This window comes from Pseudomonas brenneri, from assembly GCF_007858285.1.
Classification (GTDB): domain Bacteria; phylum Pseudomonadota; class Gammaproteobacteria; order Pseudomonadales; family Pseudomonadaceae; genus Aquipseudomonas; species Aquipseudomonas brenneri.
This window is the reverse complement of record NZ_VFIL01000006.1, coordinates 135,950-161,176: the sequence shown is the minus strand read 5'-3', so window position 1 is coordinate 161,176 and position 25,227 is coordinate 135,950. Positions and strand designations below refer to the sequence as shown.

Annotated in this window: 23 protein-coding genes; 19 read left to right on the top strand and 4 right to left on the bottom strand. The window is 59.5% G+C overall.

Features of this window, described 5'->3' with window-relative positions; translation table 11 throughout:
- Positions 1-64: 64 nt before the first annotated feature.
- Positions 65-535 carry an Lrp/AsnC family transcriptional regulator gene (locus FJD34_RS14945; RefSeq protein ID WP_029289490.1) on the top strand — a complete coding sequence of 157 codons (471 nt, stop codon included), beginning with the start codon at positions 65-67 and terminating at the stop codon, positions 533-535.
- A gap of 166 nt (positions 536-701) precedes the next feature.
- Here FJD34_RS14945 and FJD34_RS14940 read toward each other — a convergent pair whose 3' ends face one another.
- The gene (locus tag FJD34_RS14940) at positions 702-2,069 is read right to left on the bottom strand and encodes a CYTH domain-containing protein (protein WP_065942414.1); all 1,368 of its coding nucleotides are present in this window, start codon (positions 2,067-2,069) and stop codon (positions 702-704) included.
- Positions 2,070-2,229: 160 nt separating this feature from the next.
- Between FJD34_RS14940 and argE the strand changes: the two genes are divergently transcribed.
- Both argE and argA read left to right on the top strand, forming a co-directional pair.
- Positions 2,230-3,378, top strand: coding sequence for an acetylornithine deacetylase (argE, locus tag FJD34_RS14935; protein ID WP_032858931.1), 1,149 nt, complete (start codon positions 2,230-2,232; stop codon positions 3,376-3,378).
- Positions 3,379-3,513: 135 nt separating this feature from the next.
- On the top strand, positions 3,514-4,812 hold the full coding sequence (gene argA, locus FJD34_RS14930) for an amino-acid N-acetyltransferase (protein WP_032858930.1): 1,299 nt from the start codon (positions 3,514-3,516) through the stop codon (positions 4,810-4,812).
- Positions 4,813-4,884: 72 nt separating this feature from the next.
- Here the strand turns inward: argA and tauA are convergent, their stop codons facing one another.
- Positions 4,885-5,871, bottom strand: coding sequence for a taurine ABC transporter substrate-binding protein (tauA, locus tag FJD34_RS14925; protein ID WP_065942339.1), 987 nt, complete (start codon positions 5,869-5,871; stop codon positions 4,885-4,887).
- Between the two features lie 369 nt (positions 5,872-6,240).
- Between tauA and FJD34_RS14920 the strand changes: the two genes are divergently transcribed.
- From FJD34_RS14920 to FJD34_RS14885, 8 genes are all read left to right on the top strand, one after another.
- Positions 6,241-7,566 (top strand): OprD family outer membrane porin, encoded by a 1,326-nt coding sequence (locus tag FJD34_RS14920; protein WP_065942338.1) that lies wholly within the window; start codon positions 6,241-6,243, stop codon positions 7,564-7,566.
- 176 nt (positions 7,567-7,742) lie between these two features.
- The gene (locus tag FJD34_RS14915) at positions 7,743-8,381 is read left to right on the top strand and encodes a peroxiredoxin (RefSeq protein WP_032858921.1); all 639 of its coding nucleotides are present in this window, start codon (positions 7,743-7,745) and stop codon (positions 8,379-8,381) included.
- A gap of 228 nt (positions 8,382-8,609) precedes the next feature.
- Positions 8,610-9,203, top strand: coding sequence for an NADPH-dependent FMN reductase (gene ssuE, locus FJD34_RS14910; protein WP_032858919.1), 594 nt, complete (start codon positions 8,610-8,612; stop codon positions 9,201-9,203).
- Between the two features lie 110 nt (positions 9,204-9,313).
- Positions 9,314-10,282: a sulfonate ABC transporter substrate-binding protein gene (locus FJD34_RS14905; protein ID WP_032858917.1), complete on the top strand. Its 969-nt coding sequence runs from the start codon at positions 9,314-9,316 to the stop codon at positions 10,280-10,282.
- 25 nt (positions 10,283-10,307) lie between these two features.
- Positions 10,308-11,456 (top strand): FMNH2-dependent alkanesulfonate monooxygenase, encoded by a 1,149-nt coding sequence (ssuD, locus tag FJD34_RS14900; protein WP_032858915.1) that lies wholly within the window; start codon positions 10,308-10,310, stop codon positions 11,454-11,456.
- A 9-nt stretch (positions 11,457-11,465) separates the two neighbouring features.
- Positions 11,466-12,254 (top strand): aliphatic sulfonate ABC transporter permease SsuC, encoded by a 789-nt coding sequence (gene ssuC / locus FJD34_RS14895; protein ID WP_032858913.1) that lies wholly within the window; start codon positions 11,466-11,468, stop codon positions 12,252-12,254.
- Positions 12,251-13,057 carry an aliphatic sulfonates ABC transporter ATP-binding protein gene (gene ssuB, locus FJD34_RS14890; protein WP_090292358.1) on the top strand — a complete coding sequence of 269 codons (807 nt, stop codon included), beginning with the start codon at positions 12,251-12,253 and terminating at the stop codon, positions 13,055-13,057. The genes ssuC and ssuB overlap by 4 nt, the downstream gene beginning before the upstream one ends.
- Before the next feature lie 27 nt (positions 13,058-13,084).
- A complete protein-coding gene (locus FJD34_RS14885) occupies positions 13,085-13,300 on the top strand; it encodes a TOBE domain-containing protein (protein ID WP_003213899.1) in 216 nt (71 codons plus the stop codon).
- Positions 13,301-13,415: 115 nt separating this feature from the next.
- Here the strand turns inward: FJD34_RS14885 and FJD34_RS14880 are convergent, their stop codons facing one another.
- Together FJD34_RS14880 and FJD34_RS14875 are read right to left on the bottom strand one after the other, a co-directional pair.
- Positions 13,416-14,042: a TetR/AcrR family transcriptional regulator gene (locus FJD34_RS14880; RefSeq protein WP_090292356.1), complete on the bottom strand. Its 627-nt coding sequence runs from the start codon at positions 14,040-14,042 to the stop codon at positions 13,416-13,418.
- Between the two features lie 230 nt (positions 14,043-14,272).
- Positions 14,273-15,649: a glutamine synthetase family protein gene (locus tag FJD34_RS14875; protein ID WP_032858908.1), complete on the bottom strand. Its 1,377-nt coding sequence runs from the start codon at positions 15,647-15,649 to the stop codon at positions 14,273-14,275.
- A 278-nt stretch (positions 15,650-15,927) separates the two neighbouring features.
- Here FJD34_RS14875 and FJD34_RS14870 point away from each other — a divergent pair, with 278 nt between their 5' ends.
- The 8 genes from FJD34_RS14870 (at position 15,928) to FJD34_RS14830 (ending at position 25,150) form a co-directional block, all read left to right on the top strand.
- Positions 15,928-16,716 carry a gamma-glutamyl-gamma-aminobutyrate hydrolase family protein gene (locus FJD34_RS14870; RefSeq protein WP_090292354.1) on the top strand — a complete coding sequence of 263 codons (789 nt, stop codon included), beginning with the start codon at positions 15,928-15,930 and terminating at the stop codon, positions 16,714-16,716.
- Positions 16,717-16,755: 39 nt separating this feature from the next.
- Positions 16,756-18,114 (top strand): glutamine synthetase family protein, encoded by a 1,359-nt coding sequence (locus tag FJD34_RS14865; protein WP_090292352.1) that lies wholly within the window; start codon positions 16,756-16,758, stop codon positions 18,112-18,114.
- A gap of 57 nt (positions 18,115-18,171) precedes the next feature.
- Positions 18,172-19,536: an aspartate aminotransferase family protein gene (locus FJD34_RS14860; protein WP_032858903.1), complete on the top strand. Its 1,365-nt coding sequence runs from the start codon at positions 18,172-18,174 to the stop codon at positions 19,534-19,536.
- 179 nt (positions 19,537-19,715) lie between these two features.
- A complete protein-coding gene (locus tag FJD34_RS14855) occupies positions 19,716-20,828 on the top strand; it encodes a polyamine ABC transporter substrate-binding protein (protein WP_032858964.1) in 1,113 nt (370 codons plus the stop codon).
- Between the two features lie 220 nt (positions 20,829-21,048).
- Positions 21,049-22,143 carry a polyamine ABC transporter substrate-binding protein gene (locus tag FJD34_RS14845; protein WP_032858901.1) on the top strand — a complete coding sequence of 365 codons (1,095 nt, stop codon included), beginning with the start codon at positions 21,049-21,051 and terminating at the stop codon, positions 22,141-22,143.
- 66 nt (positions 22,144-22,209) lie between these two features.
- Entirely contained in the window at positions 22,210-23,352 is a 1,143-nt protein-coding gene (locus tag FJD34_RS14840; RefSeq protein ID WP_029289449.1) for an ABC transporter ATP-binding protein, read from the top strand.
- Complete coding sequence (locus FJD34_RS14835; protein ID WP_032858900.1) at positions 23,349-24,269, top strand: ABC transporter permease subunit; 921 nt, start codon at positions 23,349-23,351, stop codon at positions 24,267-24,269. The genes FJD34_RS14840 and FJD34_RS14835 overlap by 4 nt, the downstream gene beginning before the upstream one ends.
- Positions 24,266-25,150 carry an ABC transporter permease subunit gene (locus FJD34_RS14830; RefSeq protein ID WP_029289445.1) on the top strand — a complete coding sequence of 295 codons (885 nt, stop codon included), beginning with the start codon at positions 24,266-24,268 and terminating at the stop codon, positions 25,148-25,150. The genes FJD34_RS14835 and FJD34_RS14830 overlap by 4 nt, the downstream gene beginning before the upstream one ends.
- Positions 25,151-25,227: the final 77 nt, after the last annotated feature.

Genomic DNA, 25,227 nt, shown 5'->3' with positions numbered 1-25,227 from the left:
TTTGAGCGATATGCCTTATAAATGACTTATACGATTCGTAGGTAATGGTTTGTAAGGTATTTTTATGCACAGTGAGTTGGATGTCTACGACCGCCGGATCCTGGCGTTGCTCCAGGAAGACGCGTCGCTCTCCAGCGCGCAGATTGCCGAACAAGTCGGGCTATCGCAGTCGCCCTGCTGGCGGCGGATCCAGCGGCTCAAGGAAGAGGGGGTGATTCGCGCGCAGGTGACGTTGCTCGACCGCAAGAAGATCGGCCTCAACACGCAGATCTTTGCCGAGGTCAAACTCAACGCCCACGGGCGGTCCAACTTCACGGAGTTCACTGAGGCGATTCGTGGATTCCCGGAAGTACTGGAGTGTTATGTGCTGATGGGGGCGGTGGATTTTCTGTTGCGCATTGTCACCTCGGATATCGAGGCGTATGAGCGTTTCTTCTTCGAGAAACTGTCGATGGTGCCGGGGATACAGGAGGTCAACTCGATTGTGGCGCTGTCGGAGATCAAGTCCACTACCAGTCTGCCAGTGTTGCGGTGAGAGTGCGGACGTCATCGCCGGCAAGCCCTAATGCCAGTCAGTTAAGGCTTTTTTGTAGGCGCGAGCTTGCTCGCGAAGAACGTGAGAGCGCCGCGTTTACCTAGCAAACACGCGTTATCGTTGACGTCCTTCGCGAGCAAGCTCGCTCCTACACGCGATAGCAATCTTACAGACGCAGCAAAGTCTTCCAGGCCCGGTTCTGGTACACCGCAATCACCTGATGCATCCGCGCATCCAGCGACTCATCAGTGATCGGCAGGTTGGCCAGCGCGGCCAACTTGTTCAGCTCACCGTACAAACGATCCAGCTCCGCAATTTCCAGCAGGTGGCGGGCATGGTGCAGCCACGCCTGCAGGCGCTCGATGCGCGGCAGTTGCTCGGCCAGGTCTTCCGGCTGTTGTTGGTAGCGCGGCAGGCGCAGGGCGACGGCTTCGTCGGCCAGCAGGCGCGGCAGCCAGTTGGCGACCTGGGCGGCGCCCTGGCGGTTGCCGCGCACGTTGCGGTCCAGGGTCCAGGTGCGGGCCAGCAGCCAGCGCGAAGTGTTCAGTGAGAACAGGCCCCAGCGCACGTCGTCCAATTCTTCGATGAACTGCTCTGGCGCGGCCTTGCGCACGTCTTCATCCTCTTCGCCGGCCTGGACCAGTGGGCGCCAGTCTTCCAGCAGGGCGTCGAGGGCACTGCGCAGTTCGCTGGTGGATTGACGTGGCGCAGCCTGGCCGAGGCTGCCGATCAGGGCGCGCATTTCGGCGAGGTTTTCCACCCAGTCCTGCAGCAGGCGCCAGTGGCCGTTGAAACGGTACTGCTCGGCCAGGCGCTGGCTGCTGCCCAGCAGATGCCACATCAGCGCGGCGAAAACGTCATCCAGAGGCATTTGCGGTTGCAGTTGTGGGGCAGGCAGGCTCAGGGAGTAGCTGCTGGCGTCGAACAGGCGGTAGCCGCGTTCGGCCTTGCTGATATCGCACGGCATCAGCGCCAGGGTCTGGGCCAACTCGGCAGCCAGTTCCAGCAGGGCGGCGGGTTCGCCTTCGCGCAGTTCCAGTTCCAGCTCGCAGATTTCTTCCTTCTGCTTGCCGGCGATCACGTGGCCCAGGTCCAGGGCTGCTTCGATCACTACCTTGGCTTTGCCACGGCCCCAGGCGATCTCGGCACGCTCACGGACGAAATCGGTGGTGAAGATCGGCTTGAGGGTCTTTTTGTCCAGTTCAGCCAACTGCTCGGGCCAGCATTCGCCGTCGAGTTTTTTCACGTCGAGCTTGGCCTTGGGCAGTTCCCAGTTGTACTCGTTACGTTCCGACAAACCGGCGACGCTCTGGCCACGGGTCTTGAGGGTCTGGATCACGTCGTCGCCGTCCTTGCGCAGGCGCAGGGCAACCTTGGCCTGGGCCAGGTCGCGCTCGGGGGTGTCGAAGTACTGGTTCATCAACTCACGGCGTTCCCAGCCACTTTTATTGCGTTTTTTCAGGAGCGGGTGCTCGCGCAGCGCGGCGAGGGTCTCGCGGCTGACGCGAAGCTTGATTTCGGTTTCTTTTTGCATGGCCGGAACATCCAGGATCGGGAGTGCAGCCGGGGGAAAAGGTGGCTGCCAAGGTCGTGCAGTGTACAGGACTGAGCCCGGCAACGTGCCGCAACGGGTTTATTGTGTAACGCAGATGGTTCTATGATGGGTTTCATCTGTGGAAGTTGAGAGACCGCGCATGCCTTTACCGTCCATGAAAGAACAATTTGCCGCACTGATTGCCGCGCCATCGGTCAGTTGCACCCAAGCGTCTCTCGACCAGACCAACCGCCCGGTGATCGACCTGCTCGCAAGCTGGTTGGGCGACCTGGGTTTCGCCTGCGATATCCAGCAGGTCAGCCCCGGCAAATTCAATCTATTGGCCAGCTTCGGCAGCGGCCCCGGTGGCCTGGTACTGGCGGGGCATAGCGATACCGTGCCTTACGATGAGGCGCTGTGGCAGACCGATCCTTTGAAGTTGACGGAAGTGGATGGCCGTTGGGTAGGACTGGGTAGCTGCGACATGAAGGGTTTTTTCGCCCTGGCTATCGAAGCGGTCCTGCCGCTGCTGGACCAACCGTTCAAGCAACCGCTGTTGATCCTCGCGACCTGTGATGAAGAAAGCTCCATGGCCGGCGCTCGCGCCCTGGCTGCGGCGGGCCGCCCCCTGGGGCGCGCGGCGGTAATTGGCGAGCCCACGGGCCTCAAGCCGATCCGCCTGCACAAGGGGGTGATGATGGAGCGCATCGATATCCTCGGGCGCAGCGGTCATTCGTCGGACCCGAGCCTGGGCCACAGCGCCCTTGAAGCCATGCATGACGCCATGGGCGAACTGCGCGGCCTGCGCCTGGCCTGGCAACGGGAATACCGCAACCCACAATTCACGGTGCCCCAGCCGACCTTGAATTTTGGCTGTATCCACGGCGGCGATAACCCCAACCGGATTTGCGGCCAGTGCTCCCTGGAGTTCGACCTGCGGCCCTTGCCCGGCATGGACCCCCAGGTGTTGCGCGACGCGATCCGCCTGAAACTGCAGCCCATCGCCGAACGCCATCAAGTAAAGATCGACTACGCGCCGCTGTTCCCCGAAGTGCCACCCTTCGAGCAGCCTGAAGACGCCGAACTGGTGCGTGTCGCGGAACATTTGACCGGCCATCGTGCCGAAGCAGTAGCGTTCGGTACTGAAGCGCCTTATCTTCAGCGCCTTGGTTGCGAAACCCTGGTGCTCGGCCCTGGGGACATTGCCTGCGCCCACCAACCGGGCGAGTACCTTGAAATGTCACGCTTGACGCCTACAGTGCGTCTATTGCGGGAACTGATTGAACATTACTGTCTCAAGCCTGCATAAATTAACCCCATTGCACCCCGTACATAGAAGGAGAGCGAGCGTGTCGCCAAGCCTGTTCCGACGATAACCATCAGCCCGCTGTGCGTTTAGCGATTCATCCTTTTTTGGCTGCTTTTTATTACAGGCCCAGGTTTTATGCCCGAATACGTCAATTGGCTTCGTCACGCTTCGCCCTACATCAATGCCCACCGTGACTGCACCTTTGTGGTCATGCTGCCGGGCGATGGTGTGGATCACCCGAACTTCGGCAATATCGTCCACGACCTGGTGCTGCTGCACAGCCTCGGCGTGCGCCTGGTGCTGGTGCATGGCTCGCGCCCGCAAATCGAAACCCGTCTCGCTGCCCGCGGCCTGACCCCGCATTACCACGATGGGATGCGCATCACCGATGCAGCGACCCTGGAGTGTGTGATCGATGCAGTGGGCCACCTGCGCATCGCCATTGAAGCGCGTTTGTCCATGGACATGGCGTCCTCGCCGATGCAGGGCTCGCGCCTGCGGGTGGCCAGTGGCAACCTGGTGACCGCGCGGCCGATCGGCGTGCTCGACGGCATCGACTACCACCACACCGGCGAAGTGCGCCGGGTCGACCGCAAGGGCATCAACCGTCTGCTGGATGAGCGCTCCATCGTCGTCCTGTCGCCACTGGGCTATTCGCCGACCGGGGAGATTTTCAACCTGGCCTGTGAAGACGTGGCCACCCGCGCCGCCATCGACCTGGGCGCCGACAAGCTGCTGCTGTTTGGCGCCGACCTGGGCCTGATCGACGAAAATGGCCGGTTGGTGCGCGAACTGCGCCCGCAACAAGTGCCGGCGCACCTGCAACGCCTGGGCAACAACTACCAGGCCGAACTGCTCGATGCGGCGGCCGAGGCCTGTCGTGGGGGCGTGGGGCGCAGCCATATCGTCAGTTATGTCGAGGACGGTGCGCTGTTGACCGAACTGTTTACCCGGGACGGCGGCGGTACGCTGGTGGCCCAGGAACAGTTCGAACTGGTGCGCGAGGCGGCGATTGAAGACGTCGGCGGCTTGCTGGACCTGATCAGCCCGCTGGAAGAGCAGGGGATCCTGGTGCGTCGTTCACGGGAAGTGCTGGAGCGGGAAATCGAGCAGTTCAGCGTGGTGGAGCGCGAAGGCATGATCATCGCGTGTGCCGCGTTGTACCCGATTGCCGATTCCGACGCGGGTGAGCTGGCGTGCCTGGCGGTCAATCCGGAATATCGCCATGGCGGTCGCGGTGATGAGCTGCTGGAGCGCATCGAAACCCGTGCCCGCACCCAAGGCTTGAAGACGCTGTTCGTGCTGACGACTCGCACCGCCCATTGGTTCCGCGAGCGCGGGTTTGTGCCGAGCAGCGTGGATCGCCTACCGTCGGCACGGGCGTCGCTGTACAACTTCCAGCGTAATTCGAAGATCTTCGAGAAGACCTTATAAACACGGTATTCGGTACACCCAATACCTAAATGTGGGAGCGAGCAAGCCCGCTCCCACATTTTTTGTCCGTGTTTATTCCTGGATAAATTTGTCTGTCACAAACGCCGAATAGTCCGGCAGCACAGTTTCCACCTTGCCTTGTTCCTTCAGGAATTTGGCGGTCTCCCCAATGGCCTTGGCCGTTGCGCCATTAAGCAAGGCGTCGGTTTGCTGCGCCTGGGCATCGGGGAAGGTGCTGCCTTCCAGCAGTTCAGGGATATCTGCGGCGTTTGCGCCGGTCAGCCTGGCGATCTTCTGCACCGGCGACGAATCCACCGTCCACTTGGCTTTATTGGCTGCGTAGTCGGCAAACGAGTCCAGGGTGACCTTGGCAAACTTGGCCACGATCTCTGGATGCTTCTCGGCAAAATCCTTGCGTGCTACCCACACCTCAAACGTCGGCGCGCCCCATTGGCCCACCTGAGCCGCGTCGGTCAGGGTCTTGCCGGTCTTGCGGATTTCCCCCAGGGCGGGTGACCAGACAAATGCACCGTCGATATCCCCGCGTTTCCAGGCTGCGGCAATTTCGCCTGGTTGCAGGTTCACCACTTTGACCTGCTTTGTGTCCAGGCCCCAGTGTTTCAAGGCCGCGAGCAGGCTGTAGTGGGATGTGGAGACAAACGGCGTGGCGATGGTTTTGCCGATCAGGTCCTTGGGTGCGTCAATATGGCTGCCGTTACGCACTACCAAAGCTTCAGAACTATTGATCTGGGCCGATACGATGAACGCTACGATGGGTAGGTTACGGGATGCGGCGGCCGCCAACGGGCTGGAGCCGAGGTTGCCGATCTGTACATCGCCGGAGGCAATCGCGGTGACCACCTCCGGGCCGCTGTTGAAGCGGCGCCAGTCGATTTTCTCGCCAATGGCCTGCTCATAAAGGCCGTCGGCCTGGGGCACTTTGCTCGGATCGATACCGGTTTGATAGCCGACGGTGAGGTTGGCCGCCTGCGCCCCAAAAGAAATTGTAAGGGATAGTAAAACTGTAACAAATTGACGAGAGGATGCGCGTTTGGCCATGATGGCGTCGCCTTTTTGATCGTGAGTGACGTGTGCAGGATTCTGTTCACACTAAACGATCTAAAAAATGGCTAACAAATACCCTTTAGGAATTAGCTTATGGAGCGATACCCCACTGCGGGTTGGTCGCCCCATGGAAAGTGTTATTCCTGAATAGTATGAAAAAGGACGAAATAATTCTTTTTGGGTGTATGAAAAACTCATTACCCTGCAGGGACCAAATCAACTGCGATTAGACGAAGGTAGTAGACACACAAGGTTACGATTGACTTGTCAGTCACGATCTGGCGCTAATCGCGCATCTGTGGATCGAGGGCGTCAGACCCGAGACCAAAGAACTACAAAAATTAGAAACGAGAGGAGCGGTACATGAAGAAGTCCACATTGGCGTTCGCCATCGCGGCTGGGGTTTTGGCTCAGCAAGCAGGCGCCGCTGGTTTTGTTGAAGACACCAAGGCATCCGTCAGTTCGCGGACCCTGTATTTTGATAACGATCAGCGTGAAGGTGGTTCTGACCAGCGCGAAACGGCCACCGGCCTGAAGTTCAACGTCCAGTCTGGTTTCACTGAAGGTACGGTTGGCTTTGGTATCGATGCCCAGGCATTGGTCGGCTTTCACCTGGACGGTGGCCGTGGCCACCACCCAGACAACAACTCCTTTGTTCCAAGCGACACCGACGGTTCGGCTGTGAGCAGCTGGAGCAGCGCGAGCGCCAACGTAAAGGCTCGCTTTTCCAAGACCGAGGCCCATCTGGGCGGAGCCCTGGCTCCGAACCTGCCGGTCGTGATCGCAAGCGATGGCCGTCTGCTGCCACAAACCTTTGAAGGCGGCACTGTCACCTCCAAAGAAATCGACAACGTGACGTTCAACGGCGGTCAACTTGAACACGCCACCGGTCGTGCTTCGAGCAACAGCACTGGCCTGTCGGTTGCAGGCGCCAGCCAGGAAAGCAACAAGTTCCGTTATGGCGGTGCTGATTGGAAGGTCACCAAAGACCTGACCTTGCAGTACTACTACGCCAACCTGGAAGACTTCTATAAGCAGCACTTCCTGGGTCTGGTTCACGTCTACCCGATCACCGAAGGCCAGTCGTTCAAAACCGACGTGCGCTACTTCGATAGCAGCTCCGACGGTAAGAACGGTCAGGCTGGCTACCAGTTCAACAACAATGGTGGTTATGCGAAGGACGCAGGCGAAGTTAATAACAAAACCTGGAGCGCCATGTTCACCTATAGCCTGGGTGGCAGTGCGTTCATGGTCGGTCACCAGCGTGTGAATGATGACGGCGGTTTCGTCTGGTTGAACCAGGGCGGTGTTGTCGACGGTAATGGCCGTAACGAAGGCGCTGGCGGTTCCAGCTTCTACCTCTTCACCGATAGCATGATCAACTCCTTCGTGCGTGCGGGTGAAAACACCACCTTCGGTCAGTACTCCTACGACTTCGCTGCATTGGGCGTTCCAGGTCTGAAAACCTCGATTGCTTACCTGCATGGCGACAACATCAAAGCCAAGAACGGCGGCAGCGACCAGTCCGAGTGGGAACGCGATATGCGTGTCGACTACACCATTCAGCAGGGCGCTCTGAAAGGCTTTGGCACCACACTGCGTCACGGTGTCTATCGTGGCAGCGGCACTGGCATCCAGGACCAAGACCAGACTCGTCTGATCTTCAACTACACTTACAGCTTCCTGTAAGAACCGTTGAGAAAAAAACCTCGCGTTAATCGCGAGGTTTTTTTTGCTCAGAAATTGGTCAATCAACGCAAAGCTGTATATTCATTTATGGTCTAAATAAATCGATATTTATTCTTTTTAAATTAAATTCAAAGCAGGCACAGTGGGCTCCATAAGCACTCATCAGGAGCCACACCATGAGCCTCAGACTGGGCGATATCGCCCCCGACTTTGAACAGGATTCCAGCGCCGGCAAGATTCGCTTCCACGAGTGGCTGGGCGATAGCTGGGGCGTGTTGTTTTCCCACCCGGCGGACTTCACCCCGGTGTGCACCACCGAGCTGGGTTTCACCGCCAAGCTCAAGGACGAATTCGCCCAGCGTGGGGTCAAGGCCATTGCCCTGTCGGTAGACCCGGTGGACTCCCACCATAAGTGGATCGAGGACATCAACGAAACCCAGGCCACTGTCGTCAATTTCCCGATCCTGGCCGATGCCGACCGCAAGGTTTCGGACCTCTACGACCTGATCCACCCCAATGCCAACGACACGCTCACCGTGCGTTCGCTGTTCGTGATTGACCCGAACAAAAAGATTCGCCTGACCATCACCTACCCGGCCAGCACCGGGCGCAACTTCCACGAAATCCTGCGGGTCATCGACTCGTTGCAACTGACCGACAACTACAAAGTCGCCACTCCGGCCAACTGGCAGGACGGTGATGAAGTGGTGATCGTGCCGTCGCTCAAGGATGAGGACGAGATCAAGCAACGCTTTCCCAAGGGCTATCGCGCGGTGAAGCCGTATCTGCGGCTCACGCCACAGCCTAATCGTTAACCCGCTCCCACAGGTTGATCGCATTTCAGTGCTCACATAGCAGGGGTTTTCAGGCCGTTTCGACGGCCTTTTTTTCGCCTGGCGAATGATTTCTCGCATATGCAATTTAAGAATAAACAAATGAATAAATAAGATTTATAGATATATAAATCTGCTGATAAGGTCTGTTCCATCTTGGCGCCATCGCCGCACCGCGAACCGCCGACACTTGCTCAAGGAAACTCCCAGATGCTGGTCGTAACACTTGGTGGCAGTCCCAGCCAACGCTCCCGCTCAGGGGTGCTGCTGGATCATTCGCGGCGCTGGTTGCAGCAGCAAGGCGTGGAAGTGGTGAGTTATCAGATACGGGACTTCCCCGCCGAGGATTTGCTGTACGCACGCTTCGACAGCCCCAAGGTCCTCGACTTGCTGGCCCAGGTAGCCAATGCCGATGGCTTGTTGATCGCCACGCCGGTGTACAAGGCGTCGTTTTCCGGCGCGTTGAAAACCATCCTCGATCTGCTGCCGGAACGCGCCCTGGCCCACAAAGTGGTATTGCCCATGGCTACCGGCGGCAGTATTGCCCACATGCTGGCGGTGGATTACGCCTTGAAGCCCGTGCTGTCGGCGCTCAAGGCCCAGGAGTTGCTGCATGGGATTTTCGCCGAAGACAGCCAGATCGCCTACGGCGAAGGCAGTGCCCAGGCGCAGTTGGTGCCAATCCTTGAACAACGCTTGAGCGAAGCCCTGGAGCAGTTCTACAGCGCCATGGCCCGCCGCCCGCAACCGCTGGACCCCCATGTGTTGAATGAACGTTTGTTGAGTGCTCGCTGGAGCATCTAAGCCTCACCCGGATGTAAGCCACACCCTAATGTAAGAAACCCTCACCTTACTCAGCCGCCATCGGCCAAGCAGGTGCAGCCACAACCCTCATCGTCAATTTGGAGAGCGTCATGCGCACTGTCATCTTGCGTCGGGGCCTGGTCGCACTGTTTGCTGCGGCTGTGTCCTTCGGCGCCATTGTTCAAGCTCAAGCGGCCGAAACCCTGCGGATCGGTTATCAGAAGTACGGCACCCTGGTGCTGCTCAAAGCCAAGGGCACCCTGGAAAAGCGCCTGGCTGAGCAGGGCGTGAACGTGCAGTGGACCGAATTTCCCGGTGGCCCGCAGTTGCTCGAAGGGCTGAATGTCGGCTCCATCGACTTTGGTGTGACTGGCGAAACCCCGCCGGTATTCGCCCAGGCCGCCGGTGCCGATCTGCTCTACGTTGCCTACGAACCGCCAGCGCCGACCAGCGAGGCCATCCTGGTGCCCAAGGACTCGCCGATCAAGTCGGTGGCTGAGCTCAAGGGCAAGAAAGTCGTGCTCAACAAAGGCTCCAACGTGCATTACCTGCTGGTGCGCGCCCTGGAAGACGCCGGCCTGAAATACACCGACGTACAGACCGTGTTCCTGCCGCCCGCCGACGCCCGTGCCGCCTTCGAACGTGGCAGTGTCGATGCCTGGGTGATCTGGGACCCGTACCAGGCTGCCGCCGAGAAACAACTGCAAGCGCGCACCCTGCGTGACGCCACCGGCATTGCCGATAACCACCAGTTCTACCTGGCCACCAAGCCTTACACCGAAAAACATCCGGACGTGATCAGGGCGCTGGTGGAAGAAGTGCGCGCCGTGGGCGAATGGTCCAAGGCCAACCCCCAGGAAGTCACCGAACAAGTCGCCCCACTGCTTGGCCTGCCGGCTGACATCACCCTGACCTCGGTGAAACGCCAGGGTTACGGCGCGCTGTTCCTGACCCCGGAAGTGGTCGCCGCCCAGCAGAAAATCGCCGACACCTTCTACCAGCTCAAATTGATTCCCAAGCCCTTGAGCATCAAGGACGTGATCTGGACGCCACCTGCGACCGTGGCCAAAGCGCCGTAATCCGATTTCTTCAGGAGACAACTCCATGAGCCTCACTATTTTCTGGTTCCTGCCTACCCACGGCGACGGCCATTACCTTGGCACCGCCGAAGGCGCGCGCGCCGTGGATCACGGTTATCTGCAACAGGTCGCCCAGGCCGCAGATCGCCTGGGCTTTGGCGGGGTACTGATCCCCACCGGACGTTCCTGCGAAGACTCGTGGCTGGTGGCCGCCTCGCTGATCCCGGTGACCCAGCGTCTGAAATTTCTGGTCGCACTGCGCCCCGGGATCATCTCGCCGACGGTGGCCGCGCGTCAGGCCGCGACCCTGGACCGATTGTCCGGTGGGCGGGCGCTGTTCAACTTGGTGACCGGCGGTGATCCAGAGGAACTGGCCGGCGACGGTCTGTTCCTCAGCCATGAGGAGCGCTATCAGGCCTCGGTGGAATTCACCCGCATCTGGCGCCGCGTGCTGGAAGGCGAAACCGTGGACTACGACGGCCAGCACATCAGCGTCAAAGGCGCCAAGTTGCTGTACCCACCGATCCAGCAGCCACGTCCGCCGCTGTATTTCGGCGGATCTTCCGAAGCGGCCCAGGACCTGGCAGCCGAACAAGTGGAAATGGTCCTGACCTGGGGCGAACCACCGGCGGCAGTGGCGGAAAAAATCCAGCAGGTGCGGGCCAAGGCAGCCAAGCTTGGGCGTACCGTGCGCTTTGGTATTCGCTTGCATGTGATCGTGCGTGAAACCAACGATGAAGCCTGGAAAGCCGCCGACAAACTGATCTCCCATCTGGACGACGACACCATCGCCCGTGCCCAGGCCTCGCTGGCGCGCTTTGATTCGGTGGGCCAGCAACGCATGGCCGCCTTGCATGGTGGCAGTCGCGACAACCTCGAAGTCAGCCCCAACCTGTGGGCCGGCGTCGGCCTGGTGCGCGGCGGCGCCGGCACTGCACTGGTAGGCGATGGGCCGACCGTGGCGGCGCGGGTCAAGGAGTACGCAGAGCTGGGCATCGATACCTTCATCTTCTCCGGTTATCCCCACTTGGAAGAGTCGTACCGGGTTGCGGAGTTGCTGTTCCCGCACCTGGATATCGAACGTCCCGAGCTGCCGAAAAGCGCCGGTTACGTGAGCCCGTTTGGCGAGATGGTGGCCAACGATATTCTTCCCAAAGCCGCGTCGCAGAGCTGAGGCGCCGTCATGAATAGTCAACGGATTCTGCATCGACTGGCGCCCTGGGCGCTGCCGATCCTGTTGCTGGCAGTGTGGCAGTTGTCGGTGTCGGCGGGCTGGTTGTCGACACGTATTCTGCCGGCGCCCAGCGCAGTGATTGCGGCTGGGGTACACCTGGTCAGCAGTGGTGAAATCTGGACCCACCTGGCCATCAGCGGCTGGCGCGCGGGCCTGGGTTTTGTGATCGGTGGCGGCATCGGCCTGGCCCTGGGCTTTATCACCGGCCTGTCGACATGGGGCGAACGCCTGTTGGACAGCTCGGTGCAGATGATTCGCAACGTGCCGCACCTGGCGCTGATCCCGCTGGTGATTTTGTGGTTCGGCATTGATGAAACGGCGAAGATTTTCCTGGTCGCCCTCGGCACGCTGTTTCCGATCTACCTCAATACGTATCACGGCATCCGCAACGTCGATCCGGCGCTGGTGGAGATGGCTCGCAGTTATGGCTTGTCCGGCTTCAGTCTGTTTCGTCAGGTGATCCTGCCCGGTGCCTTGCCGTCGATCCTGGTGGGTGTGCGCTTTGCCCTGGGCTTTATGTGGCTGACGCTGATCGTTGCAGAAACCATCTCTGCCAGCTCCGGCATCGGCTACCTGGCGATGAATGCCCGGGAGTTCCTGCAAACCGACGTGGTGGTGCTGGCGATTGTGCTGTACGCGGTGCTCGGCAAATTGGCAGACCTGGCGGCGCGTGGCCTGGAGCGTGTGTGGCTGCGCTGGCATCCGGCCTACCAAGTGCAAAAAGGAGGTGCGGCATGACCGCTCAACAACCTCCACGCCTGCTGCGGGGTATCCCGTTGGCGGTGCGCAAGCTGCGCAAGGCGTTTGGCGCGCGGGAAGTCTTGCGCGAGATCGACCTGCACATTCCGGCGGGGCAGTTCGTGGCTGTTGTCGGCCGCAGTGGCTGTGGCAAAAGTACCTTACTGCGCTTGCTGGCCGGCCTTGATAGCGCCAGCAGTGGCGAGTTGCTTGCAGGCTCTGCACCGCTGAGCGAAGCGCTCGAAGACACGCGGCTGATGTTCCAGGAAGCACGCCTGCTGCCGTGGAAAAAGATCATCGATAACGTCGGCCTGGGCCTTAAAGGCAACTGGCGGCCCCAGGCACTTGAGGCGCTGGAGGCGGTCGGCCTGGCCGAGCGTGCCGATGAATGGCCGGCGGCGTTGTCCGGTGGCCAGAAACAACGGGTGGCCCTGGCCCGCGCGTTGATTCACCAGCCGCGCCTGTTACTGCTGGATGAACCCCTGGGTGCGCTGGATGCCCTGACCCGCATCGAGATGCAGCAACTGATCGAAAACCTGTGGCGCAAGCACGGTTTCAGCGTGTTGCTGGTGACCCATGACGTCAGCGAAGCCGTGGCCATTGCCGATCGGGTAATCCTGATCGAAGACGGCGAAATCGGCCTCGACCTGCATGTGGAACTGCCACGCCCGCGGGTCCGCGGCTCCCATCGCCTGGCGGCCCTGGAAACTGAAGTGCTCAACCGTGTGCTGTCACTGCCCGGCACGCCGCCGGAGCCGGAACCTGTTTCACCGTTGCCTACGCAATTGCGGTGGGCGCAATAACTCACTTGTCCCTTAAGGAGTAACACCATGACTATCAAAGCGATCAACGTGCGTAACCAGTTCAAAGGCACCATCAAGGAAATCGTCGAAGGCGACGTGTTGTCGGAAATCGACGTGCAGACTGCGTCCGGCATCGTCACTTCGGTAATCACTACCCGCTCGGTGAAAGAGCTGGAGTTGGTGATTGGCAGTGAAGTGATTGCGTTTGTGAAGTCTACCGAGGTGTCGATCGCCAAGCTGTGATCGGCTTCCGACCGCTATCGCGAGCAAGCCCGCGCCCACATTTTTGAATGTATTCACAAATCAAAATGTGGGAGCGGGCTTGCTCGCGAAGAGGCCGGCCCAGTCACCACAACACTTATCGCTTAGGTAAAAACACCGGCAAATAAAGCCCCACATACGCATCAAACACCCGCATCCCTTCCTCCGCCATGCGCGGGGTGATCTGCCCATGCTGATGTACCGAGCGCGCGTAAACGCGGTCGCTCAACTCCAGCGCCAGGGCAAACACGTCCACGTCCGCCGGCAGCACCGGTACTTCAAAGTGGCGGTTGAACACGTGCAGCATCAAGTCCCCCAACTCCAGGTCGTGCTGGCGGTCGGCCTGGGTGACTTCGGTGAGGCCGTGCTGGGCGAGGATCAATTGCCGGGCGGCGGCGTCGTTGCTGTAGATGGTCAGCATGCGCAACTCCACTACGCGCGACAGGTCGCGCCAAGTGTGCAGTTGATCGTGGTCGATGGGCGCTTGCAGCGCGGCGCGAAACGCGGCGTGCACGTCAGCTGTCAGCGCTTCGAGCAAGGCCGGTACGCTGGCGAAAAAGTGATACACCGACGACGGCGGAATCTGCGCCCGTTCGGCCACGCTGTAGATCGACAGGCTGGCCACGCCTTCGGCGGCCAGCAAGGTGCGGGCGGCGTCGAGGATCGCGTCGATCCGGGCCTGGCTGCGGGCGCGGGGTTTGCGAGGGGCGGCGGGGCGGGTCATGGAAGTCTCCTACAGGGCAGCGGGCATTGTATGAGCAGCCGTCTGTGTTGTCTGCCAGGACGCCTTCGCGAGCAAGCCCGCTCCCACATTCGACCGTATTCCACCTTTGAAATGAGGTCGAATGTGGGAGCGGGCTTGCTCGCGAAGAGGCCAGCCAGGTCTCCCTGAAGAATCCCAAAAAAAACGCCACAGACCAAAGGCCTGTGGCGTTTTTTCAATGCAACCACCGCTTACACGGTATGCAGGTACCAGTTGTACTCAAGGTCGGAGATGGAGTGTTCGAACTCCTCCAGCTCACTTTCCTTGCAGGCGACGAAGATATCGATGTATTTCGGATCGATGTACTTGGCCATCACCTCGCTGTCGTCCAACTCGCGCAGGGCATCACGCAGGTTGTTCGGCAGGCTTTGCTCGTTCTGCTCGTAGCTGTTGCCTTCCACCGGTGCGCCAGGTTCGATCTTGTTGGTCAGACCGTGGTGCACGCCTGCCAGGACCGAAGCCATCAGCAGGTAAGGGTTGGCGTCGGCGCCGGCCACACGGTGTTCGATACGTACCGCGTCGGACGAGCCGGTCGGTACGCGAATCGCCACGGTGCGGTTGTCCAGGCCCCAGCACGGCGAGTTCGGCACGTAGAACTGTGCGCCGAAACGACGGTAGGAGTTGACGTTGGGGCACAGGAAAGCCATTTGTGCAGGCAGGGTCTCCAGCACACCGCCGATCGCGTGACGCAATGCGGCGTTCTGCTCGGGATCCTCGCTGGCAAAGATGTTCTTGCCGTCTTTGTCCAGGATCGAAATATGCACGTGCAAACCGTTGCCTGCCTGGCCCGGGTAAGGCTTGGCCATGAAGGTGGTATCCATCTCATGGTCGTAGGCAATGTTCTTGATCAAACGCTTGAGCAGTACCGCGTAGTCGCATGCCTTGATCGGGTCGGCGACGTGGTGCAGGTTCACTTCGAACTGCGCCGGGGCACTTTCCTTGACGATGGCGTCAGCTGGGATGCCTTGCTCTTTGGCACCTTCCAGAATGTCCTGGAGGCAGTCGACGTATTCGTCGAGGTCGTCGATCAGGTAGACCTGTGTCGAGTGCGGGCGTTTGCCGGAGATCGGCGAGCGGGGAGGTTGTGGCCGGCCGTTCACGTTCTCCTGGTCGATCAGGTAGAACTCAAGCTCGAAGGCAGCGCAGATGGTCAGGCCTAGATCGTCAAACTTGGTTACAACTTGGCGGAGCACTTCGCGCGGATCGGCGAAGAAAGGTTCACCTTCAAGTTCGTGCATGGTCATCAGCAGTTGCGCGGTAGGGCGCTTTTGCCAGGGCTCATTGCACAGGGTATCGGGGATTGGATAACAGATTCGGTCAGCATCACCGATGTCCAGACCCAGGCCGGTGCTTTCCACCGTCGAGCCATTGATATCCAGGGCAAATAAAGAGGCAGGCAGGTTAATGCCCTTCTCGTAAACCTTGTGGAGGCTGGTGCGTTCGATGCGCTTACCGCGCACCACACCATTCATATCCGCAATTAGAAGGTCTACGTACAGAACCTCAGGATGATCCTTAAGGAACGCGTTCGCTTCGTTAAGCTGAACGGCACGCGGGGGTACCGACATGATGCAACACCTTTGTTGTTAAAAATATCAATCATTGATCTTTTCTGGTTTCAGTCAACCCGAACGGCATGCCGAAGTCAAGCGAGGCCTTTTTTGCCCTAAAAAAGCGCCTTGGGGGCTTTTTTGCGGCTTTTTTGGGCAGTTTTGCCAGTTTGACCGGCTTGGGACTAGCAGGCTTGAGCGGGCCGTGTTGTATTTTTTACGGGGGTGTTGTGTAAAAAAATGAACAAGGCTAAGCTCGATTCAAACCCATAACAGCAATAATACCGGGGTGCTTCATGTCTGGCCTGCCGTTAATCGGCGTCACCGCCTGCTCCAAACAGGTTGGTCTGCATGCTTATCACATCAGTGGCGACAAATACGTCCGCGCCGTGGCAATCGCTGCCAAGGGCTTGCCATTGATTATTCCGTCCCTGGCGGATCTGTTCGATCCGGCCAATATTCTTGACGGCCTGGACGGCATTCTCTTTACCGGTTCCCCCTCCAATATCGAACCCTTTCACTACGACGGCCCGGCCAGTGCGCCTGGGACTGCCCATGATCCTGCACGGGACCAAAGCACCCTGCCGCTGATTCGCGCCGCGATTGCCGCAGGCGTACCGGTGCTGGGGATTTGCCGAGGCTTCCAGGAAATGAACGTGGCCCTGGGCGGCAGCCTGCACCAGAAGGTTCATGAACTGCCGGGCATGATGGATCACCGCGAAGACGACACCCAGCCGCTGGAAGTCCAGTACGGCCCGGCGCACGCCGTGGCGATCAGCCCGGGCGGTGTATTGGCGAGCCTGGGCTTGCCGGACACGATCCAGGTCAACTCGATCCACAGCCAGGGCGTTGACCGCCTGGCGCCCGGCCTGCAGGTCGAAGCGCGCGCGCCGGATGGCCTGGTCGAAGCTTTTTCGCTCAAACAGGGCAAGGCTTTTGCAGACGCTTTTGCATTAGGAGTGCAATGGCACCCTGAATGGCAGGTAAGCTCCAATCCGTACTACCTCGCGATCTTCAAGGCATTTGGCGATGCCTGCCGAAAGCGGGCGAAACAAAGAGACGCGCACGCGTCAAACAACGCCTGACCTTTAATGGATGTCAGGAAACCCAGCCCAGAGGCATTTATGAGTAACAACCTCGACCAGCTCACCGATTGGTTGAAAGACCACAAGATCACAGAAGTCGAATGCATGATTGGCGACCTCACCGGGATCACCCGGGGCAAGATCTCGCCGACCAACAAGTTCATTGCCGAAAAAGGCATGCGCCTGCCCGAGAGCGTTCTGTTGCAGACCGTGACCGGCGACTATGTCGAAGACGACATCTATTACGAACTGCTCGACCCGGCCGACATCGACATGATCTGCCGCCCCGACCAGAACGCCGTGTTCCTCGTGCCCTGGGCCATCGAACCCACCGCCCAGGTGATCCACGACACCTACGACAAGCAAGGCAACCCGATCGAGCTGTCGCCGCGCAACGTGCTCAAGAAAGTCCTCAAGCTCTACGCCGACAAAGGCTGGCAGCCCATCGTGGCGCCGGAGATGGAGTTCTACCTGACCAAGCGTTGCGAGGACCCGGACTTCCCGCTGCAACCGCCGATTGGCCGTTCCGGCCGCCCGGAAACCGGTCGCCAGTCCTTCTCTATAGAAGCGGCCAACGAATTCGACCCCTTGTTCGAAGACGTCTACGACTGGTGCGAGCTGCAAGAGCTGGACCTCGACACGCTGATCCACGAGGACGGCACGGCGCAGATGGAAATCAACTTCCGTCATGGCGATGCCCTGTCCCTGGCCGACCAGATCCTGGTGTTCAAGCGCACCATGCGTGAAGCCGCGCTCAAGCACAACGTGGCTGCCACCTTCATGGCCAAGCCCATGACCGGCGAGCCCGGCAGTGCCATGCACTTGCACCAGAGCATCATCGACATCGCTACTGGCAAGAGCGTGTTCTCCAATGAGGACGGTTCCAAGAGCGAGCTGTTCCTGCACCACATTGGCGGCCTGCAGAAGTTCATTCCCGAGCTGTTGCCGCTGTTCGCCCCCAACGTCAACTCGTTCCGCCGCTTCCTGCCCGACACCTCGGCGCCGGTGAACGTGGAGTGGGGCGAAGAGAACCGCACCGTCGGCCTGCGCGTACCGGATGCCGGCCCGCAGAACCGTCGCGTGGAAAACCGCCTGCCGGGCGCCGATGCCAACCCGTACCTGGCGATCGCCGCCAGCTTGCTGTGCGGCTATATCGGCATGGTCGAAGGCATCAGCCCGAGTGCGCCGGTGGTCGGTCGTGGTTACGAACGGCGCAACCTGCGCCTGCCGTTGACTATCGAAGACGCGCTGGAGCGCATGGAAAACAGCAAGACCATCGAGAAATACCTGGGTCACAAATTCATCACTGGCTACGTCGCGGTCAAGCGGGCCGAGCATGAAAACTTCAAGCGCGTGATCAGTTCGTGGGAGCGGGAATTCCTGCTCTTCGCCGTCTGATGCGCCGGGTGCGGCCGGGATGCGCCGCACCCTCACCTGCTACTTTTGGAGATTGGTATGTCCAGCAACAACCCGCAAACCCGTGAATGGCAAGCCCTGAGCAACGATCACCACCTGGCGCCGTTCAGCGACTTCAAGCAATTGAAAGAAAAAGGCCCGCGCATCATCACCAACGCCAAGGGCGTTTACCTGTGGGACAGTGAAGGCAACAAGATCCTCGACGGCATGGCCGGCCTGTGGTGCGTGGCCATCGGTTACGGTCGCGATGAACTGGCCGACGCCGCCGCCAAGCAGATGAAACAACTGCCTTACTACAACCTGTTCTTCCAGACCGCCCACCCGCCGGTGCTGGAGCTGGCCAAGGCCATCGCCGATATCGCCCCGGCCGGCATGAACCATGTGTTCTTCACTGGCTCCGGCTCCGAAGGCAACGACACGATGTTGCGCATGGTTCGCCACTACTGGGCGATCAAGGGCCAGCCGAACAAGAAAACCATCATCAGCCGCAAGAACGGCTACCACGGCTCCACCGTGGCCGGCGCGAGCCTGGGCGGCATGACGTATATGCACGAGCAAGGCGACTTGCCGATCCCGGGTATCGTGCATATCGCGCAGCCGTACTGGTTCGGTGAAGGCGGCGACATGAGCCCTGAAGAGTTCGGGGTCTGGGCTGCCAATCAACTGGAAGAGAAAATTCTGGAAGTCGGCGTGGACAACGTCGGTGCCTTTATTGCCGAGCCGATCCAGGGTGCCGGTGGCGTGATCGTGCCGCCAGCGACCTACTGGCCGCGCATCAAGGAAATCCTCGCCAAGTACGACATCCTGTTTGTCGCCGACGAAGTGATCTGTGGCTTTGGCCGTACCGGTGAGTGGTTCGGTAGCGATTTCTACGATCTGACGCCAGACATGATGACCATCGCCAAGGGCCTGACCTCGGGCTACATCCCCATGGGCGGCCTGATCGTGCGCGACGAAGTGGTGGCGGTGCTCAACGAAGGGGGCGATTTCAACCACGGTTTCACCTACTCCGGGCACCCGGTGGCGGCTGCGGTGGCGCTGGAAAACATCCGCATCCTGCGCGATGAAAAAATTGTCAGCCGCGTCCATGACGAAACGGCACCGTATTTGCAAAAGCGTCTACGCGAGCTGGCGGATCATCCGTTGGTGGGCGAAGTACGTGGTGTCGGCATGTTGGGTGCGATCGAGCTGGTGCAGGACAAGGCCACGCGCAAGCGTTATGAAGGCAAAGGCGTGGGGATGATCTGCCGCACCTTCTGCTTCGAGAATGGCCTGATCATGCGCGCCGTGGGCGACACCATGATCATTTCGCCGCCGCTGGTGATCAGCAAGGCCGAGATTGACGAGCTGGTGACCAAGGCTCGCCAGTGCCTGGACCTGACTTTGGCGGCATTGCAGGGCTAAGTGCTAGGCTCAGAATGCAGCGGCTTGCGGCTGTTGCATTCGGGCAATGATAAATGCGGGGCTTTGGTTGAAAGCCGGCCCCTGAACTTGCCAGACTGTCGCCCTGTTTTGTCGCCCTTCGACGGGCCATGAAACGTAGAAAGATGTGGCCCAAAAAAGAAAAATTGGAGCATGACCGAATGAAGGCATTAGGTTTGAAGAACGCTGGCAAGACCCTCCTGGCCTTGTCCCTGATGGGCGCAATGGCCGGCACGGCCCAGGCTGCCGACAAAGTGCTGCACGTCTACAACTGGTCCGACTACATTGCACCGGACACCGTCGCCAACTTTGAGAAAGAGTCTGGCATCAAGGTGGTGTACGACGTTTTTGACAGCAACGAAACCCTGGAAGCCAAGCTGTTGGCGGGCAAGTCCGGTTACGACATCGTCGTACCGTCGAACAACTTCCTGGCCAAGCAGATCAAGGCCGGTGTGTACCAGGAGCTGGACAAGTCCAAGCTGCCAAACTGGAAAAACCTCGATACCGACCTGCTCAAGGCCGTGGGCGATGCCAGTGACAAAGGCAACAAATATGCATTCCCCTACATGTGGGGCACCATCGGCATCGGCTACAACCCGGACAAGGTCAAGGCCGCGCTGGGCGTCGACAAGATCGACTCGTGGGACGTGCTGTTCAAGCCCGAGAACATCGAAAAACTCAAAAGCTGTGGCGTGAGCTTCCTCGACTCGCCGACCGAAATGATCCCGGTGGCCCTGCATTACCTGGGTTACCCGACCGACAGCCAGGACAAGAAACAGCTGGCTGAAGCCGAAGCGCTGTTCCTCAAGATCCGTCCTTCGGTGGGCTACTTCCACTCCTCCAAGTACATTTCCGACCTTGCCAACGGCAACATCTGCGTGGCCGTGGGTTACTCGGGTGACCTGGAACAATCCAAGTCCCGCGCGGCTGAAGCCGGTGGCAAGGTCAAGGTTTCCTACGCCATTCCCAAGGAAGGTGCAGGCAGCTTCTATGACATGGTCGCCATCCCTAAAGATGCCGAGAACCTGGACGCCGCCTACCAGTTCATGAACTACCTGATGAAGCCTGAAGTCATGGCCGCCATCACCAACAGCGTACGTTTCCCGAACGGTAACAAGGCTGCCACGCCGCTGGTGAACAAGGATATCTCGGGCGATCCGAGTATCTATCCGTCGGATGATGTGAAGGCCAAGCTGTATGCAATCAGCGATCTGCCAGCCGCGACCCAGCGTCTGCTGACGCGCAGCTGGACCAAGATCAAATCGGGTAAATAAGCACGAACCTGTAGGAGCGAGCTTGCTCGCGAAAAACTCAAATGCGCCGCGGGGTGCCTGATGCCCCGCGTTATCGTTGACGACCTTCGCGAGCAAGCTCGCTCCTACAAAAAATTAAATGACAGAAAGTTTTGCCGGATCGGTTTATCGAGGGTAAGTTGCGCGCCGGTTTTGTTGCCGGGCAACAACTTCGGGCCCAACTATTTAAGAGGACCTCCACTTGCCAATTTCTTTATTTCGCAAAGCCTTGCTGGTTGGGGCAGGCCTCACGTTGGCAGTCAGCGTGCAGGCAGCTTCCACCGTGCATGTTTATAACTGGTCGGACTATATCGGCCCCGACACCCTGGCCAACTTTGAAAAGGCCACTGGCATCAAGCCCGTCTACGACGTGTTCGACTCCAACGAAACCCTGGAAGGCAAGTTGCTGGCCGGGCGCACCGGGTATGACGTGGTGGTGCCGTCCAACCACTTCCTGGGCAAGCAGATCAAGGCCGGTGCGTTCCAGAAGATCGACAAGTCGTTGCTGAGCAACTACGCCAATCTCGACCCGGCGCTGCTCAAGCGCCTGGAAAAGAACGATCCGGGCAACCAATACGCCGTGCCTTACCTGTGGGGCACCAACGGCATCGGCTACAACGTCGATAAAGTGAAGGAAGTGCTGGGCGTCGACAAGATCGACTCCTGGGCCGTGCTGTTCGAGCCGGAAAACATGAAGAAGCTGGCCAGTTGCGGCGTGTCCTTCATGGACTCGGCCGATGAAATGCTGCCGGCGGTACTCAACTACATGGGCCTGGACCCTAACAGCACCAACCCGGCGGACTACAAGAAAGCCGAGGAAAAACTGCTGAAAGTGCGTCCCTACGTGACCTACTTCCACTCATCCAAATACATCTCGGACCTGGCCAACGGCAATATCTGCGTGGCCGCCGGGTTCTCCGGCGATGTGTTCCAGGCCAAGGCCCGCGCGGCCGAGGCCGGCAAAGGCGTGAACATCGCCTACGCGATTCCGAAAGAAGGCGGCAACCTGTGGTTTGACGTACTGGCGATCCCCAAGGACTCGACCAACGTCAAAGAGGCCCATGCCTTCATCAACTATTTACTGCAACCTGAAGTGATCGCTCAGGTCAGTGATTACGTCGGCTACGCCAACCCTAACCCAGGGGCGGACACGCTGATGGAGCAATCGATACGCACCGACGAAGCGGTTTATCCACCGCAGGCGGTTCTCGACCGGACGTTTGTCAACTTCGAGCTACCCCCGAAAGTGCAACGCTTGATGACCCGTAGCTGGACCAAGGTCAAGACGGGCAAGTAAGGCTCAAATTATCCAAGGTTCGTCCGTATTGGACGTTCTGCACTCTTTTTTTTGGGAGTTTCGTAAATGGCAGTTGCCTCCGGCGCCTATAAGAAAGCCCTCGAGGGCGACCAGACACCGAAAAAGGTGTTGGTCAAAATCGACCGGGTCACGAAGAAGTTCGACGAGACGATTGCCGTGGACGATGTGTCCCTGGAAATCAAGAAAGGCGAGATCTTTGCCTTGCTCGGCGGTTCGGGTTCGGGCAAGTCCACCTTGCTGCGTATGCTCGCAGGTTTCGAGCGCCCGACCGAAGGGCGGATTTTCCTCGACGGTGTGGATATCACCGACATGCCGCCCTACGAGCGGCCGATCAACATGATGTTCCAGTCCTACGCCTTGTTCCCACACATGACGGTGGCGCAGAACATCGCCTTCGGCCTGCAACAGGACAAGATTCCCAAGGCCGAGGTCGAGGCCCGTGTGGCCGAGATGCTCAAGCTGGTGCAGATGAGCCAGTACGCCAAGCGCAAGCCGCACCAGCTGTCTGGCGGCCAGCGTCAGCGCGTGGCATTGGCCCGTTCCCTGGCCAAGCGCCCGAAACTGCTGCTGCTCGATGAGCCGATGGGCGCCCTGGACAAGAAGCTGCGCTCGCAGATGCAACTGGAGCTGGTGGAAATCATCGAGCGCGTCGGCGTGACCTGTGTGATGGTGACCCACGATCAGGAAGAGGCCATGACCATGGCCGAGCGCATCGCAATCATGCACCTGGGCTGGATCGCGCAGATCGGCAGCCCGATCGACATCTACGAAACCCCCACCAGCCGCCTGGTGTGCGAGTTTATCGGCAACGTCAACATCTTCGACACCGTGGTGGTGGATGACGCCGAAGGCCATGCGGTGCTCAAGTGCGCCGACCTGGACCGCGATATCTACGTGGGTTATGGCATCGCCACTTCGGTGGAAGACAAGTCGGTGACCTACGCCATCCGCCCGGAAAAGCTGCTGGTCACCACCGAAATGCCGACCTGCGAGCACAACTGGTCCAGCGGCAAGGTGCATGACATTGCCTACCTGGGCGGCCACTCTGTGTTCTACGTTGAACTGCCGAGCGGCAAGCTGGTGCAGTCCTTCGTCGCCAACGCCGAACGCCGTGGCGCGCGACCGACCTGGGGTGACCAGGTCTACGTGTGGTGGGAAGACGACAGCGGCGTGGTACTTCGCTCATGAACATGAAGAAATTCAAACGGCGACTGCACCGAATAATTCCCAGCGGCAAACAGGTGGTCATCGGGATTCCATTCCTGTGGCTGTTCATGTTCTTCATGCTGCCGTTCTTCATCGTCCTGAAGATCAGCTTTGCCGAAGCCGACGTGGCGATCCCGCCCTACACCGAGATCTATACCTACATCGAGCAGAAGCTGGAGGTGGTGCTCAACCTGGCCAACTACAGCCTGCTGGCCGGCGACGAGTTGTACATCGCCGCCTACCTGGGCTCGCTGAAGATGGCGTTTTTCAGCACGGCGCTCTGCCTGCTGATCGGCTACCCGATGGCCTACGCCATCGCCAGTGCGCGCAAAGAGATGCAGACCGTGCTGGTGCTGCTGATCATGATGCCGACCTGGACCGCGATCCTGATCCGCGTGTATGCGTGGATGGGCATTCTCAGCAACAACGGCTTGCTCAATGGCTTCCTGATGTCCATGGGGTTGATCAACGAACCGTTGCAGATCCTCAACACCAACATCGCGGTGTATATCGGCGTGGTCTATTCGTACCTGCCGTTCATGATCCTGCCGCTGTACGCCAACCTGGTCAAACATGACCAGAGCCTGCTGGAAGCGGCCTCGGACTTGGGTTCGAGCACCTTCAACAGTTTCTGGAAAATCACCGTGCCGCTGTCCAAGAACGGCATCATCGCCGGCTGCATGCTGGTGTTCATCCCGGTGGTGGGCGAGTTCGTGATCCCGGAACTGCTGGGCGGCCCGGAAACCCTGATGATCGGTAAAGTGTTGTGGCAAGAGTTCTTCAACAACCGCGACTGGCCGGTGGCGTCTGCCCTGGCGGTGGTGATGCTGGCGATCCTGATCGTGCCAATCATTCTGTTTAACCGCAGCCAAGCCAAAGAGATGGAGGGCAAGGTATGAAGCGCTTCAGTTTCTCCAGCTTCATGCTGGTCGTAGGGCTGCTGTTTATCTACCTGCCGATGCTGATCCTGGTGATCTATTCGTTCAACGAATCGAAACTGGTGACGGTGTGGGGTGGTTGGTCGATCAAGTGGTACGTGGGCCTGCTGGACAACACCCAGTTGATGGGCTCGGTGGCCCGCTCCCTGGAAATCGCCTGCTACACGGCGGTGGCTGCGGTGGCGTTGGGTACGTTGGCGGCGTTTGTGCTGACCCGTATCAGCCAGTTCAAGGGCCGCACGCTGTTCGGCGGCTTGGTGACGGCGCCGCTGGTCATGCCGGAAGTGATCACCGGTCTGTCGCTGTTGCTGCTGTTCGTGGCCATGGCGCAGATGATCGGTTGGCCCCAGGAGCGTGGCATTGTCACCATCTGGATCGCCCACACCACGTTCTGTGCGGCGTACGTGGCGGTGGTAGTGTCGGCACGCCTGCGTGAGCTGGACCTGTCGATCGAAGAAGCGGCCATGGACCTGGGTGCGCGGCCGTGGAAGGTGTTCTTCCTGATCACCATCCCGATGATCGCGCCATCGTTAGCGGCGGGCGGCATGATGTCGTTCGCGTTGTCGCTGGATGATTTGGTTCTGGCCAGCTTCGTCTCGGGCCCGGGTTCGACTACCTTGCCGATGGAAGTGTTCTCGGCGGTGCGCCTTGGGGTCAAACCCGAGATCAACGCCGTGGCCAGCCTGATTCTGCTGGCGGTGTCGCTGGTGACGTTCCTGGTGTGGTACTTCAGCCGTCGCGCGGAAGAGCGGCGCAAGAAGGCGATCCAGCAAGCCATCGAAGAAGCGGCAGCGGATGGCTGGAAACAGCCGGACGTGCGCCGCGCGCCCGCACCGGTCTAAAAATGTGGGAGCGGCGGTGCGACGATTCGACTTGCTCGCGAATGCGCAGTGTCAGTCACTGAAGAGGTGACTGACAC